Raw genomic sequence first — 13,739 nt, 5'->3', positions numbered from 1 at the left:
CCGGGCCCGACCTGCCGAAGGGATTCGCCGTGACCGGCAACCCCCTGCTCACCGCCGCCCTCGCCGCCGTCGAACGCGACTGGCACGTCTTCCCGTTGGTGCCCCGCACCAAGCGTCCCGCTCTGCACGCCGCCACCGCATGCCCCCGCACCGGCAGTTGCACCGCCGGCCACCGGGGCTGGGAGCAGCGCGCAACCCTCGACCCCGACACCGTGCGCCGCACCTGGTCGCACGGGCCCTACGGGATCGGCCTGGCCACCGGGCCGTCCGGGCTGGTCGTCGTCGACCTCGACACCTACAAGCCCGGCTCCGCAGTGCCTGCGCAGTGGGCCGAAGCCCCGTGGATCACGGGCGGATACGACGTCCTCACCGCGCTGTGCGAGCGCAACGAGCAACCGTTCCCCTCCGACACCTACACCGTTGCCACCCCCAGCGGTGGTCTCCACCTCTACTTCACCGCCCCCACCGGGTCGGCCCTGCGCAACACCGCCGGTCAGCACGGCTCCGGACTGGGCTGGCTGATCGACACCCGGGCCAGCGGCGGCTACGTCGTCGCCGCAGGCAGCAGTGTCGCCGACCGCCGCTACGACGTCGTCCTCGACACCGCCCCGGCGCCGCTGCCCGACTGGATCGCACGCCTCCTCACCCCTGCACCGAGGCCCGCCGCCCCGGTGCTCCGGGCCTGCCAGCGCACCCCCGGAACCCGGCCCGCCTACGTGGACGCCGCCCTGCACAACGAAACGGCCAATGTCGCCAACGCCCCCGAGGGAACCCGCAACTGGACCCTCACCCGAGCGGCCCGCGCGCTGGGCCGCTTCGTCGCCAACGGCAAGCTCGGCCGCACCGAGGTCGAGAACGCTCTTAAGGGGGCGGCAGAGCAGGCCGGCCTCACCGCACGCGAGGCCGACGCGACCATCACCAACGCCCTGAACTGGTCCATCGCCAACAACCCGGCCGGAGACGCCGCATGACGCCCCCCAGCTCCCCCCTTAAGAGCAATGAGACCCCCGGCCAGCCGGGCCCCGAGGAGGGCGCCACCGTGCTCGACGCCGTCGAAGCCTTCCACCGCCGCTTCAACGTCTTCCCCAGCGAGGCCGCCTACACCGCCGTCGTCCTGTGGGACGCCCACACCCACCTCCTCGACGTCTTCGAGTCCACCCCGCGCATCGCGTTCCTCTCCCCGGAGCCCGGCTCCGGCAAGACCCGCGCGCTGGAGATCATCGACACCCTCACCCCCCGGTCGATGTTCACCACCGATGTCTCCCCGGCCGCCCTGTTCCGGTCCGTGTGCGACCCCGATGCCCGGCCCACCGTGCTGTTCGACGAGGTGGACACCACCTTCGGGCCGAAGGCAGGCGGCAACGAGGACCTGCGCGGCCTCATCAACTCCGGCCACCGTCGCTCCGGCGTCGTCCACCGCTGTGTCGGCGACGGCAGCACCCAGACGGTCCAGGCGTTCCCCGTCTACGCCGCTCTCGCCATGGGCGGCCTCGGGGACCTGCCCGACACCATCATGAGCCGCTCGATCATCATCCGGATGCGCCGCCGGGCACCCAACGAAGAGGTGGAGCCCTTCCGTGAGCGGACCACCGCCCCCGAGGGGCACGCCCTGCGCAAGCGGCTCGCCGCCTGGGCCGACTCCGTCCGGGGCACCCTTCAGGACAGCCTCCCCGAGATGCCCGACGGTGTCACCGACCGGCCCGCCGACGTGTGGGAGCCCCTGCTCGCCGTCGCCGACGCGGCCGGCGGGCACTGGCCCGAGCGCGCCCGCGCCGCCTGCGTCCAGCTCGTCACCGCCGCCAAGGCCAACGACAAGGGCTCCGTCGGCATCCGCCTCCTGTCGGACCTGCGCGACATCTTCGACGGCGCCGAGCGCATGCTCAGCGCCGAACTCCTGGGCAGGCTCGCCGAGCTGGACGACGCCCCGTGGGCCGATCTCGACGGCAAGCCCATCACCGCCCGCGCCCTCGCCCGCATGCTCGGCGACTACGTCACCGCCGACAACGACCCGATCAAGCCCCGCAACATCAAGACCGGCTCGAAGAGTTCGGCGAAGGGGTATTACGCCTCCGACCTCGCCGATGCGTGGCTGCGGTACTGCCGTCCCCCTGCTCCCCAGGGATCCGCTACTGCCGCTACTGCCGCTACCGCGCAGGTCAGGGCCCTGTTTCCGGTAGCGGATACGCCCGAGGTAGCGGATACCGATCCGCTACCCGCCGCCCCGGCCGCCGCCCAGCTGTAGGCCGTCCGCCGCTCCCGGCCACCCGCCGGGAGCGGCACCAATCCGCTACCGCTACCGAATCCGCTACCGAAAACATGCCTCTGACCAGGGAGGTAGCGGCAGTAGCGGCAGTAGCGGATCCCTGAGAAGGGGGGCGGGGGCGAGCCCCTGCCCCTGCTTCGCACCGACGATCTGGAGGCTTGACCTTGGCCCAGAACCGGGGCGCGCTGCCGACCCTCCTCCATCCGGCCGACATCGCCAAAGCCCTCGATGTGTCCGAGTGGTGGGTGAAGGAGCAGGCCCGACGCGGCCGCATTCCGTTCACCAAGCCCGGCCGGTCGTACCGCTTCACGGCCGAGCAGTTCGCAGAGATCCTTCGGCTCTACGAGAGCCGCCCGGTCCTGGCGCCGGCGCCCCGCCCCGCCGGGACCGAGCCTGCCCCAAGCAAGCCGACCCGGCCCCCGCAGCCGGTTGAGGACCCAGTGCGTCTGCGCGCGCGGGTGCCGCGCCGGGCCGCGCTTCACCAGCAGCAGGACGCCGCCTGATCACCCCACCGCGTGCCGCCCGGCGATTGCGCCGGGCGGCACGCCGTCCGCAGGGAGAGCAAGTTGGGATACGCCGAGAACCTCGGGACCTACTGGCGGGGCCGGTACAAGGCCGCGCCCGGGAAGTACTCCACGGTGCGCGACGACAGCGGCGACGCCATCCGCTTCCGTACCAAGGCCGCCGCGAAGAAGGCCGCTGATGCCGAGGAAGCGAAGCTGCTTGCGGGGCTGAAGGCGGCGGCACTGGAGCCGAAACCGGAGCGGATCACCTTCGGGGCCTACGCCAGCCGCTGGTACGAAGCCCAGGATCTGGCGGCCTCGACCATGCAGAACTACCGGCGGCACATTGAGGAGCACCTGCTCCCCGCGTTCGAGGACGTCGCGATTGCGGACATCCTGAAGACGGACATCGCGGCGTGGGAGAAGCGCGAACGGGCGGTTCCGTATGCGGCGACCAGCGTCAAGACGTGGCGGGCGACACTGCATCTGATCCTCGCCGACGCGGTGGAAGAGGGTCTGCGGGACTCCAATCCGGCGACCAAGCGGCGCGGCCGGGGCAAGCGGGCCGGCCGTGCCCGCAACCGGGGGCCGGAGAAGGTGGTCACCACGGCACTGGGGATCCTGCTGCTCGCGGAGCGGGCCGCGCTGCTGTCCGGCCGGGACGACGAGTTCGTCGCGCTCGTCCTCAAGGGCTACACGGGCATGCGCTGGGGCGAGATCGTCGGCCTTGAGACTGAGTTCGTCCGGGCCAAGGGCATCCGGATCGAGTGGCAGCTTTACGAGCTGGACTCGGGGGAGCTGCACCGTTGCCCGCCCAAGGATGACTCCTACCGGGACATCGACAGCCCCGGGTTCCTCGGCGCACTGGTCGCCGGGCACATCGCCCGCGCCCGGCCGAAGCCCTGCGGGTGCCACGGTCTGACCTACGCCTTCAGCGGCCACGGCGCCGCCAACGGGTCCGCGAGCCGCCCGGGGGCGAAGCTTGTCGATGTTGCCCGCCGCTCCGGGGTCTCGACCGGCACGGTCTCCAACGTGCTCAACCGCCCCCATGCCGTGGCGGACCCGACCCGGCTCAAGGTGTTGGCGGCCATCTCCGAACTCGGCTACGTCCGAAACGCGGCGTCGGGGGAGCTGGCGGCGCACTGGCGGCGCTCGGGGTTCGCCACGTGGCTGTTCCAGCCGGCGGCCACGGGCGTCTACCCCAGGCGAGGCCGACACGATGCCCACCCGGTGCCGCTGGTCGCCGACCCGTGGCCGGGCATTCCGGCGCGCGGGCGCGGAGCGGCGGGGCGATCGGAAATGTGCTGGCTGCCGATCGCGCCGGGGCTGACGCCGCACGGGCTGCGGCACACGCACAAGACCCTGATGCGGGAAGCGGGGACGCCACCGAAGCTCATGGACGAGCGGATGGGGCACGAGGACGGTTCGGTGCAGGCCCGCTACGACCACATCACTTCGGGGATGCGGAAGTCGCTCATGGCCGCGCTCACTGAGATGTGGGAGGAGGCGTTGGAGAAGCGCCGGGCGATGGGATCCGGCTCGCCGGTGGCTGCGCTGGACGCTCTGCTGAGGGGCCGCCAGTAGGCGCAGTTCTGGAGACGGATTCCAAGATCTTCTCCAGGATTTCTCCAGAGAGACCCCGGAAAGCCAGTCAGGGCCGGTCTCCCTTGCGGGAGACCGGCCCTGAGCTGGTCTTACTGGGTCGGGGTGGCGGGATTTGAACCCACGGCCTCTTCGTCCCGAACGAAGCGCGCTACCAAGCTGCGCCACACCCCGGTCCTGCGGTTTGTTGCTCCGTCTCCTTCGCAACGAGTAGAACTCTACCGGACGCTTGCCGAGAGACGAAATCCGATTCCCCGGGGGGCTCCGCCGCAGGTCAGCGGGAGGGGGTGAGGGTGAGGAGGGTGGCCTCGGGCGGGCAGGCGAAGCGGACGGGGGTGTAGCGGTTGGTGCCGCAGCCGGCCGAGACGTGGAGGAAGGCGCGGCGGCCGCCGGCCTGGTGGGTGGAGAGGCCCTTGACCCGCTTGGAGTCGATGTCGCAGTTGGTGACCAGGGCGCCGTAGAAGGGGACGCAGAGCTGGCCGCCGTGGGTGTGGCCGGCCAGGATCAGCGGGTAGCGGTCGGCGGTGAAGGCGTCCAGGACGCGCAGGTAGGGCGCGTGCACGATGCCCAGCGAGAGGTCGGCGTCGGCGGACGGGCCGCCGGTGACCTCGCTGTAGCGGTCGCGGCGGATGTGCGGGTCGTCCAGGCCGGTGAACTCGAGGTCGAGGCCGCCGATGTTCAGCCGGCCGCGGGTGTTGGTGAGGTCGAGCCAGCCGGCCGCGTCGAAGCCGTCGCGCAGCTTCTCCCACGGGTTGTGCACGGCGCCGGTGATGCCGCGCCGCGCGGTGCCGTCGGGGTTGTTCATCCCGTGGGCGCCGCTGCGCATCGCCTGGAGGTAGCGGGCCGGGTTCTTGCGGGCCGGGCCGTAGTAGTCGTTCGAGCCGAAGACGTAGACCCCGGGGAAGTCCATCAGTGGCCCGAGCGCGTCGAGCGTGGCGGGGACGCCGAGCGGGTCGGAGAGGTTGTCGCCGGTGTTGACCACCAGGTCGGGCCGGAGTCCGGCGAGGCTCTGCAGCCAGCGCTGCTTCTTGCCCTGGCCGCTCACCATGTGGATGTCCGAGACCTGCAGTACCCGGAGGGGGCGGGCGCCCTTGGGCAGGACGGGGACCTCGACCCGGCGGAGCCGGAAGGAACGGACCTCGTACCCGGCGGAGTAGGCGAGGCAGGCGGCGCCGGTGGCGGCGATTCCGAGGGGGACGGAGTACAGCGGTCGCATCGCTCCATGCTCTCAGACGGTGGATCAGCCGGTGAACGTCCGGTGGGCCGGGGAGGACACGCCGCTGTGGTCCGAATGCCCGTGCCGCCACCTGCGCCGGACCGTGCCGCCGCCCCGGTCGGCCCCGGCCGGTCAGGCCGACCCGGTGGCGGGGTCCGTCCGCTCGGCCTCGTCGCGTCGGGCCCGGAGGGCGCGGACCTTGTGCAGGTTGCCGCAGTGCTCCATCGAGCACCAGCGCCGTCGGCCGGGCCGCGAGGTGTCGACGAAGATCAGGCGGCAGTTGTGGCCGCCGCACTCCCGGACCCGGTCCGCGTAGGGGCCGGTGAGCAGGGTGATGGCGTCACGGGCGAGGGCGGAGAGGACCTGGTCGCCGTCGGCCGGCAGCGGGGCGGCGGCCGCGCCGTCCGGGCCGATCTGCGGGACGAGCGGCGGGTGGGCGGCGGCGCGGTTGAGTACGGCGTAGTCCGCCCCGGCGCCCGCCTCGCCGTGTGCCCGGGCCGCCGCGAGGCGCCAGAGCGCGTCCCGCAGGGTCCGGGTGGCGGTCAGCTGCCCCACGTCGACGCGGACGCCCTCCTCGGGGAGTTCCAGCCGGGACAGCTCCAGCCACCGGGTGAGGTCCTCGGGGCGGTGCAGCACCTCGTACCGGGCGTAGTCGCCCGGGCCGCCGGTGGTGAGGAGCTCCAGGCAGAGCGCGCCGGGGTCGAAGAGGTAGCGCGCACCTCCGGGAGTGTGCAGCACCAGTCCGGTCGCCCGTTCGTCAGTCATGTAACCACTATAAAGAGTTACCATGAGGTGCGAGGAGTCTCCCGCGACCGCGGCCCGTGCGCGCTCCACCGCCGATGCTCCGGCGTTAATGGCGGGCAGCCGATCGCCGCAGGTGGGAGACTCTGGGCCATGACCACGCTCAAGGAGCAGTTGCACCAGGACCTCACGGCCGCGATCCGGGACCGGGACGAGCTGCGCTCGGCCACCATCCGGCTGACGCTCTCCGCCATCACCAGCGAGGAGGTGGCCGGCAAGGAGAAGCGGGAGCTCTCGGACGCCGAGGTGCTGAAGGTGCTGGCTCGCGAGGCGAAGAAGCGCCGGGAGGCGGCCGAGGCGTTCGACGCCGCCGACCGGACGGAGCAGGCCGCGCGGGAGCGGGCCGAGGGGGAGTTGCTGGCGGGGTACCTGCCCAAGCAGCTGTCCGACGAGGAGCTGACGGCGATCGTGGCCGCCGCCGTCGCGGAGAGCGGCGCGACCGGCCCGCAGGGCATGGGCGCCGTGATGAAGCTGGTGAAGCCGAAGGTGGACGGCCTGGCCGAGGGCGGCCGCGTCGCCGCCGCGGTCAAGGCCGCGCTCACCGGCTGACGGCCTCACCGGCTGACGGCCTCGACGGCCTCGACGGCCCCGACGGCCGACCGGCCGGGCGGGCGCCGGCGACACGGCGCACGCGCCGCACGGACACGGCCCCCGCGACGCGCCGCACGGACGCGCCGCGCGAAGACGCCGCCGCACCACCCGCACCAACAAGAGGGGCGCCCTCCGAGCAGATCGCTCGGAGGGCGCCCCTCTCGGTGTCCCAGGCTGTCGGCCGGTCAGTGCGGGCCGGTCAGTGCGGGCCGGTCAGTGCCGGCCGCCGTTCCCGTTCCCGTTGCCATTGCCGTTCCCGCCGCCGATGATCCCCGGCGGGAAGGTGAAGCCGCCGCCGATCATCCCGCCGGCGTTGGTGGCGCCGCCGGGGTTGCCGCCCGGCTGGCCGCCGGGGTTCCCGCCCGGGGTGCCGCCACCGGCCGCGGCGGCGTCGCCCGCCGGCGGCGTGGCCGGCGCGGTCGCGTTCGGGTCGGGCTTGGGCGCCGGGTCCGGGATGTTGATGGTCTGGATCTGGTCCTTCGGCGAGCCCTTGAGCGCCTGGTTCATCGCCAGCTGCCAGATCGGGCCGGGGCCGTCGGCGCCGAAGACCTCGGGGAAGTACTTGCCGCCGATGGTGATGTTCTTCATCTTCACGCCGCCGGCCGGGCCGCCGAGCCAGACCGAGGTGGCGAGGGACGGGGTGTAGCCGCTGAACCAGGCGGCCTTCTTCTCGTCGGTGGTACCGGTCTTGCCGGCGATCTGGCGGCCGTCCTCCAGGCCGAGGGCGGCCGCGGTGCCCTTCTCGGTCACGTTGAGCAGGACGGTGTTGAGGGCGTCCGCGGTCTGCTCGGAGAAGGCCTGGCTGCAGGTGGACTGCGGGACCTTGACGTCCTTCCCGTCGACCGTGCTGATCTTGTTGATCGCGATCGGGGTGCAGTACTTGCCGCGCGCGGCGAAGGTCGCGTAGACGTTCGCCATGGTCAGCGGCGAGAGCTCCTGGGTGCCGAGGACCATCGAGGGCACCTCCTGGAACGCGTCGCCCTTCGCGGACTGGGTGATGCCGAGCTTGTTGGCCATCTGCTTCATCGCGCAGAGGCCGACCTGCTGCTCCATCTGCACGAAGTAGGTGTTCACCGACAGTGCCATGGCCTGCTTGAGCTCGTACGGGCCTACCTCGGAGGTGGACTCGTTCTTCACCGTCGCCTTGGGCTTGTCGGTGTTCTTCCAGGTGCCCGCGCAGGTGGACATCGACGGGTAGTCGATCTTGTTCTCGGACGGGAACGGCTGGGTGGGGGACATCCCCGACTCCAGCGCGGCCGCGGCCAGGATCGGCTTGAAGGTCGATCCGGTCTGGAAGCCGTTGCCGCCGCCCATCGCCGCGTCGACGTTGAGGTTGACGACGGTCTGGTTCTTGTTGGGGTCCAGGCCGTAGGGGCGGGTCTGGGCCATCGCCAGGATCTTGCCGCTGCCCGGCTCCATCATGGTCGCGGCGGCCGACACCGAGTCGGTGACCTTGACCTTGGAGGTCACCGCGTTCTGGGCGGCGGCCTGCTTGTCCGGGTCCAGGGTGGTGTAGATGTTCAGTCCGCCCTGGTCCCAGAACTTCTTCCGGTCCGCGACGCTCTTGCCGAACGCCGGGTCCTGCTTGACCACGTGCCGGACGTAGTCGCAGAAGAAGCCCATGCCCGCCTGGGCGGTGATGCAGCCGTTCTGCGGGTCCTTGTACTTCAGACCCAGCGGCGCGGCCTTGGCCTCCTTGGCCTGGTCCGCGGTGAGGTGCTTGTTCTCGACCATCTTGTCGAGCACCACGTTCCGGCGCTTCACCGTGTTCTCGGGGTAGCGCACCGGGTCGTACTGCGACGGGTTCTGCACCATGCCGGCCAGCGTGGCGGCCTCGGCGACGGTGAGGTCCTTGTTGTTCTTGCTGAAGTAGCGCTGGGCCGCGGCCTCGACCCCGTAGGCCTGGTGGCCGTAGAAGGTGATGTTGAGGTAGTTGGTGAGGATCTGGTCCTTGGTCAGGTCCTCCTCCAACTTGATCGCGACCTTCAGCTCCTGGACCTTGCGCCCGAGCGTCTTGCGCTGCGCGTCCAGGACGGCGGCCTGGTCGTCGCCGGCCTTCTCCACGTTGACGTTCTTCACGTACTGCTGGGTCAGCGTCGAGGCGCCCTGGGAGGCGGTGCCGCTCTCCGCGTTCTTGCTGACCGCGCGCAGCACGCCCTTGAGGTCGACGGCGCCGTGCTCGTAGAAGCGCGCGTCCTCGATGTCGACCTGCGCCTGGCGCATGTAGGGGGACATCTGGTCCGCCGTGAGGACCGTGCGGTCGCGCTCGTAGACCTTGGCGATCAGCCCGCCCTTGGCGTCGAAGATCTGCGTGGCCTGCGTCAGCGGCGGGGTCTTGAAGTCGTCGGGGATGTCGTCGAAGCTCTCCGCCGTGCTCTTGGCGGTCAGCCCGAGCGCGCCGACGGCGGGCAGGGCCATGCCGGCCAGCAGTACTCCGGAGAGCACGCTGACGCCCAGGAACTTCACTCCGTGTCCCGCGAAGTCGAGCGGTGACCCGCGGCGCCGGCCGCTCGGAGCTCCGGGGTTGCCTGGGGGCTGGGGTGCCTGGGGGCGCTTCGGTGCCATGGGGAGAACCCTACGTCGCCGAATCCCGTACATAGGGGCAGGTGTTCGCCTAGGCTTGTCACAAGCTTGCGACAGCTTCGGTGCGTCAACGTCACTCACTCTTGTGAGTGATGAGGATTGCCCGAATTGCCCCTCTCTGGCCGGTTTTTGAGGCAGCTGTTGGCAGCTGTCCACCTCCTTTTGGTGGCTCTCCGTAACGGCTCGCGTGGCGAGAGTTCCCCCGGGTTTCTTGGCAAGGCTTGCGACCTGCGATCACTCCAACGAGTGAGCTGACCGATACCCATAGTCCGATCGGGTCATTCGAGATTGAGCCCGAAGGGGCTGTTGCAAGCTGTCGTTCTTCCGTAACGTCCTCAACTGGCAACGGTGAATATGCCGTTGCCGCCGTGGGGGAGCCTCGATTCGGGAGAGGACGGCGCCGGCATGGGCTGGGTAGACGACTGGAGTGCGCAGGCCGCCTGCCGCACTAGTGATCCGGACGAACTGTTCGTCCAGGGGGCGGCGCAGAACCGCGCCAAGGCGGTGTGCAGCGGGTGTCCCGTTCGCACGGAGTGCCTGGCGGACGCACTGGACAACCGGGTGGAGTTCGGGGTCTGGGGCGGGATGACGGAGCGCGAGCGGCGGGCGCTGCTGCGCCGGCGGCCGACCGTGATGTCGTGGCGGCGGCTGCTGGAGACGGCCCGCACCGAGTACGAGGAGTCCCTCGCCACCGGTGTGATACTGACGGACTACGCCCAGGCGGGCTGAGCGACCTGCCTGGTGCTGAGCGGCCCACCCGGCGCTGAGCGGCCAGCACGGTGCTGAGCGGCCCGCACGGCCGGGTACGGCGCCGGCGCCCCACGGGGGCCGGCAGGTCACGGAGCCGACGGGCGCGACAGCCACCCGACGGCGGTTCACGAGCTGGACGGCAACGGTCCGGGAGCGACGCCACGGGGGAGCGGCGTCGCGGGGGCCGGTGCCGGAGCGCTACACGGCGCCGCTGAGGCGGTCGCCGATCGCGCGCAGCCCGTCCAGGTCGTGCACGTCCCCGGGCAGCGCGGCGACCTCGACGATCGGCACGTCCGGGTAGACCGAGACGAAGCGGTCACGGGTGCGGCGCTCCCGCGACATGATCTGCATCCGCTCGGCGTGCAGCCGCAGCAGTCCGGCCGCGAGCAGCTCCGCCTCGGGTGACGTGTGCTCCGAGCCGTTCTCCTCCAGGGCCTCGGCCGCCGCCAGCGCACGTTCGGCGGTGAGCTGCGGGGCGCCCGTGCGGTGCACCCGGTTGAGGACCAGCCCGGCCAGCGGCATCCGGTCGGCGGCCAGCCGGTCGACGAAGTAGGCCGCCTCGCGCAGCGCGTCCCGCTCCGGCGCGGCCACCACCAGGAACGCCGTCCCCGGCGCCTTGAGCAGCTGGTACGTCCGGTCGGCGCGCTCGCGGAAGCCGCCGAACATCGAGTCCATCGCACTGACGAAGGTCTGTACGTCGGTCAGCAGCTGGGCGCCGAAGATCTTGCCCAGGGTGCCGGTGAGCAGGCCCATCCCGACGTTGAGGAACTTCATCGCGCTGCGTCCGCCGACCTTGGCCGGGGCGGTCAGGATCCGGATCACCTTGCCGTCGAGGAAGGACCCGAGCCGGTTCGGCGCGTCCAGGAAGTCCAGCGCGGAGCGGGACGGCGGGGTGTCGACGATGATGAGGTCCCACTCCTCGGCAGCGCGGAGCTGGCCGAGCTTCTCCATCGCCATGTACTCCTGCGTACCCGCGAAGCCGGCCGACAGGGACTGGTAGAACGGGTTCTCCATGATCGCCCGGGCCCGCTCGGGCTCGGCGTGGGCCAGCACGACCTCGTCGAAGGTCCGCTTCATGTCGAGCATCATGGCCTGGAGCTCGCCCTCGCCCGTGACGCCCTTGACGACGCGGGGGGTGTTGTCGAGCTCGGTCAGGCCCATCGACTGGGCCAGCCGGCGGGCCGGGTCGATGGTCAGTACGACGACCTTGCGGCCGCGCTCGGCCGCCCGCAGTCCGAGCGCCGCGGCGGTGGTGGTCTTGCCGACGCCGCCCGAGCCGCAGCAGACGATGATCCTGGTCCCCGGGTCGTCGATCAGCCGGTCCATGTCGAGGTGGCTGCCCCGCTCGGTGCCGGTGTCCTGCCCGCTGCCCGCGCCGTGCTTGTCACCCACGCCCTGCCCGTCCTGCCCACCGTTCCCGCTCGCACCGCCGCTCGCACTCCCGTTCCCGCTAGCACTCCCGCCAGCAATCCCGCTCGCACTCCCGTTCCCGCTCACGCCGCCCCCTGACGCTTCAGTTCGCCCGCCAGCCGGTACAGCCCGGCGAGGTCCACACCCTCGCCCAGCAGCGGGAGTTCGTAGCTCGGGAGCTTCAGCTGCTGCAGGTCGGCGCGCTGCTCGCGCTCCAGCTCCACCCGCTCGGCGTGCTCCCGGGCCTGTTCCAGCAGCGGGTCGAGCAGCGGGTCGACCGCCGCCCGGACGGTCTCCGGCTTGCGCGAGCGCCCGCCGAGGCCCGCCTCGCCGAGGGCCAGCGCGACCTCCTCGCGGTGGTCCCCGTCCACCGCGGCCACGGCCGCCGCGTCCAGCACCGGCGGCCGGACCATGTTCACCATCACCCCGCCGACCGGGAGGCCGGCCTCGCGCAGCTCGGTGAAGCCGTCCACGGTCTCCTGCACCGGCATCTCCTCCAGCAGGGTGACCAGGTGCACTGCGGTCTCCGGCGACTTCAGCACTCGCATCACGGCCTGTGCCTGGGTGTGGATCGGCCCGAACCGGGCCAGTCCGGCCACCTCGGAGTTCACGTTCAGGAAGCGGGTGAGCCGGCCGGTCGGCGGCGCGTCCATCACCACCGCGTCGTACGTGCGGCGCCCGTCCGGTGCCTTGCGCCGGGCCGCCTCGCAGGCCTTGCCGGTGAGCAGCACGTCCCGGACGCCGGGGGCGACGGTGGTGGCGAAGTCGACGAAGCCGACCTTCTGGAGCGCCTTCCCGGCCCGTCCGAGCTTGTAGAACATGTCGAGGTACTCCAGCAGCGCCTGCTCGGTGTCGATGGCCAGCGCGTACACCTCGCCGCTGCCGGACCCGGCGCCGCCCCTGCCGGGCAGCCCCAGCTGGGCGCGCGTGACGGACGCGATCCGGCGTTCCTCGTACGGCAGTGCGGCGATCCCGAACAGTTCGGCGATCCCCTGCCGGCCCTCCACTTCGATCAGCAGCGTCCGCCGCCCCTCGGCCGCGAGGGCCAGCGCCAACGCCGCGGCGAGGCTGGTCTTCCCGGTGCCGCCCTTGCCGCTGACCACGTGCAGCCGGACGCCCTCCCAGTCGGGATCACGCCGGGCCGCCTGGCCGGGGGTGCGTGCCACGCTCCGTCTCCGTCCGTCTCCGAGGGCCGAGGGCCGTTCCGAGGGCCGCCACCGCGCAGGTGCCCTCCCGCGAGGGTAACCAGGGACCGCGCCGGATGCCGGGAGCATCGGGGAGGCCGGGCCTGAATCATGCCCGGATTGTGGGCCACCTCACACGCCGGTCCGCAGGCCGCCCCGTTCGCCCCCGCCGCTCGTCTAGAGTCTGGCCATGACCAAGTGGGAATACATGACGGCGCCCCTGCTCGTGCACGCCACCAAGCAGATCCTGGACAACTTCGGCGAGGACGGCTGGGAGCTCGTCCAGGTCGTGCCCGGCCCGAACCCGGAGCAGCTGGTGGCCTACTTCAAGCGGGAGAAGAACGCATGAGCAAGGTCGAGGAGAAGCTCGCCGAGCTCGGTCTGACCCTGCCGCCGGTGGCCGCGCCGGTCGCCGCCTACGTGCCGGCCCTGCGCTCGGGCGAGTTCGTCTTCACCTCCGGCCAGCTGCCGATGGTGGGCGGCAAGCTGCCGACCACCGGCAAGGTCGGCGCCGAGGTCACCCCGGAGGAGGCCAAGGAGCTCGCGCAGATCTGCGCGCTCAACGCGCTGGCCGCGGTGAAGTCGGTGGTCGGTGACCTGGACCTGATCGAGCGGGTCGTGAAGGTGGTCGGCTTCGTCGCCTCCGCCGCCGACTTCACCGGCCAGCCCGGCGTCATCAACGGCGCCAGCGAGCTGCTCGGCCAGGTGCTCGGCGAGGCCGGTGTGCACGCCCGCAGCGCGGTCGGCGTCACCGTCCTGCCGCTGGACGCCCCGGTCGAGGTCGAGCTGCAGGTCCGGGTCAAGGCCTGAGACCGATCACGAGGGTGGGGTCGGCC

13 protein-coding genes and 1 tRNA gene are annotated in these 13,739 nt (G+C 71.7%); 8 read left to right on the top strand and 6 right to left on the bottom strand.

Going from position 1 to position 13,739, the window contains the following annotated elements; genetic code table 11:
* The first annotated feature begins 29 nt into the window (after positions 1-29).
* From OG618_RS18130 to OG618_RS18115, 4 genes are all read left to right on the top strand, one after another.
* Positions 30-971 (top strand): bifunctional DNA primase/polymerase, encoded by a 942-nt coding sequence (locus OG618_RS18130; protein ID WP_329488543.1) that lies wholly within the window; start codon positions 30-32, stop codon positions 969-971.
* The gene (locus OG618_RS18125) at positions 968-2,242 is read left to right on the top strand and encodes a DUF3631 domain-containing protein (protein WP_329488541.1); all 1,275 of its coding nucleotides are present in this window, start codon (positions 968-970) and stop codon (positions 2,240-2,242) included. The genes OG618_RS18130 and OG618_RS18125 overlap by 4 nt, the downstream gene beginning before the upstream one ends.
* A 179-nt stretch (positions 2,243-2,421) precedes the next feature.
* On the top strand, positions 2,422-2,766 hold the full coding sequence (locus OG618_RS18120; protein ID WP_329488540.1) for a helix-turn-helix domain-containing protein: 345 nt from the start codon (positions 2,422-2,424) through the stop codon (positions 2,764-2,766).
* Between the two features lie 63 nt (positions 2,767-2,829).
* Positions 2,830-4,350 carry a LacI family DNA-binding transcriptional regulator gene (locus OG618_RS18115; RefSeq protein ID WP_329488538.1) on the top strand — a complete coding sequence of 507 codons (1,521 nt, stop codon included), beginning with the start codon at positions 2,830-2,832 and terminating at the stop codon, positions 4,348-4,350.
* A 118-nt stretch (positions 4,351-4,468) separates the two neighbouring features.
* On the opposite strand, the gene OG618_RS18110 is transcribed toward OG618_RS18115, so the two are convergent.
* The 3 genes from OG618_RS18110 to OG618_RS18100 form a co-directional block, all read right to left on the bottom strand.
* Positions 4,469-4,542 (bottom strand) — tRNA-Pro (locus OG618_RS18110).
* 100 nt (positions 4,543-4,642) lie between these two features.
* Positions 4,643-5,584, bottom strand: coding sequence for a metallophosphoesterase (locus OG618_RS18105; RefSeq protein WP_329488537.1), 942 nt, complete (start codon positions 5,582-5,584; stop codon positions 4,643-4,645).
* Between the two features lie 132 nt (positions 5,585-5,716).
* Positions 5,717-6,349: a CGNR zinc finger domain-containing protein gene (locus OG618_RS18100; RefSeq protein ID WP_329488536.1), complete on the bottom strand. Its 633-nt coding sequence runs from the start codon at positions 6,347-6,349 to the stop codon at positions 5,717-5,719.
* A gap of 129 nt (positions 6,350-6,478) precedes the next feature.
* Here OG618_RS18100 and OG618_RS18095 point away from each other — a divergent pair, with 129 nt between their 5' ends.
* A complete protein-coding gene (locus OG618_RS18095) occupies positions 6,479-6,934 on the top strand; it encodes a GatB/YqeY domain-containing protein (protein ID WP_329488535.1) in 456 nt (151 codons plus the stop codon).
* 255 nt (positions 6,935-7,189) lie between these two features.
* Here OG618_RS18095 and OG618_RS18090 read toward each other — a convergent pair whose 3' ends face one another.
* Positions 7,190-9,442 (bottom strand): transglycosylase domain-containing protein, encoded by a 2,253-nt coding sequence (locus tag OG618_RS18090; protein ID WP_329488534.1) that lies wholly within the window; start codon positions 9,440-9,442, stop codon positions 7,190-7,192.
* 522 nt (positions 9,443-9,964) lie between these two features.
* Between OG618_RS18090 and OG618_RS18085 the strand changes: the two genes are divergently transcribed.
* Positions 9,965-10,288, top strand: a complete 324-nt coding sequence (locus tag OG618_RS18085) for a WhiB family transcriptional regulator (RefSeq protein ID WP_033333275.1) — start codon at positions 9,965-9,967, stop codon at positions 10,286-10,288.
* Positions 10,289-10,507: 219 nt separating this feature from the next.
* Here OG618_RS18085 and OG618_RS18080 read toward each other — a convergent pair whose 3' ends face one another.
* Together OG618_RS18080 and OG618_RS18075 are read right to left on the bottom strand one after the other, a co-directional pair.
* Positions 10,508-11,635: an ArsA family ATPase gene (locus OG618_RS18080; RefSeq protein ID WP_329492159.1), complete on the bottom strand. Its 1,128-nt coding sequence runs from the start codon at positions 11,633-11,635 to the stop codon at positions 10,508-10,510.
* Positions 11,636-11,802: 167 nt separating this feature from the next.
* Positions 11,803-12,885 carry an ArsA-related P-loop ATPase gene (locus OG618_RS18075; protein ID WP_329488532.1) on the bottom strand — a complete coding sequence of 361 codons (1,083 nt, stop codon included), beginning with the start codon at positions 12,883-12,885 and terminating at the stop codon, positions 11,803-11,805.
* A 208-nt stretch (positions 12,886-13,093) separates the two neighbouring features.
* Between OG618_RS18075 and OG618_RS18070 the strand changes: the two genes are divergently transcribed.
* Together OG618_RS18070 and OG618_RS18065 are read left to right on the top strand one after the other, a co-directional pair.
* The gene (locus tag OG618_RS18070) at positions 13,094-13,252 is read left to right on the top strand and encodes a DUF4177 domain-containing protein (protein WP_094743074.1); all 159 of its coding nucleotides are present in this window, start codon (positions 13,094-13,096) and stop codon (positions 13,250-13,252) included.
* A complete protein-coding gene (locus OG618_RS18065) occupies positions 13,249-13,713 on the top strand; it encodes a RidA family protein (protein WP_329488529.1) in 465 nt (154 codons plus the stop codon). The genes OG618_RS18070 and OG618_RS18065 overlap by 4 nt, the downstream gene beginning before the upstream one ends.
* The last annotated feature ends 26 nt before the right edge of the window (positions 13,714-13,739 follow it).

This window comes from Kitasatospora sp. NBC_01246 (assembly GCF_036226505.1).
Taxonomy (GTDB): domain Bacteria; phylum Actinomycetota; class Actinomycetes; order Streptomycetales; family Streptomycetaceae; genus Kitasatospora.
This window is presented reverse-complemented; position numbering and strand designations above follow the sequence as displayed.

What these genes read in the sequence shown, in the direction of transcription:
- OG618_RS18095 (WP_329488535.1), top strand. Translation starts at nt 6,479, where the DNA reads ATGACCACGCTCAAGGAGCAGTTGCACCAGGACCTCACGGCCGCGATC.
- OG618_RS18065 (WP_329488529.1), top strand. Translation starts at nt 13,249, where the DNA reads ATGAGCAAGGTCGAGGAGAAGCTCGCCGAGCTCGGTCTGACCCTGCCG.
- OG618_RS18070 (WP_094743074.1), top strand. Translation starts at nt 13,094, where the DNA reads ATGACCAAGTGGGAATACATGACGGCGCCCCTGCTCGTGCACGCCACC.
- OG618_RS18080 (WP_329492159.1), bottom strand. Translation starts at nt 11,635, where the DNA reads ATGGACCGGCTGATCGACGACCCGGGGACCAGGATCATCGTCTGCTGC.
- OG618_RS18085 (WP_033333275.1), top strand. Translation starts at nt 9,965, where the DNA reads ATGGGCTGGGTAGACGACTGGAGTGCGCAGGCCGCCTGCCGCACTAGT.
- OG618_RS18105 (WP_329488537.1), bottom strand. Translation starts at nt 5,584, where the DNA reads ATGCGACCGCTGTACTCCGTCCCCCTCGGAATCGCCGCCACCGGCGCC.
- OG618_RS18100 (WP_329488536.1), bottom strand. Translation starts at nt 6,349, where the DNA reads ATGACTGACGAACGGGCGACCGGACTGGTGCTGCACACTCCCGGAGGT.
- OG618_RS18125 (WP_329488541.1), top strand. Translation starts at nt 968, where the DNA reads ATGACGCCCCCCAGCTCCCCCCTTAAGAGCAATGAGACCCCCGGCCAG.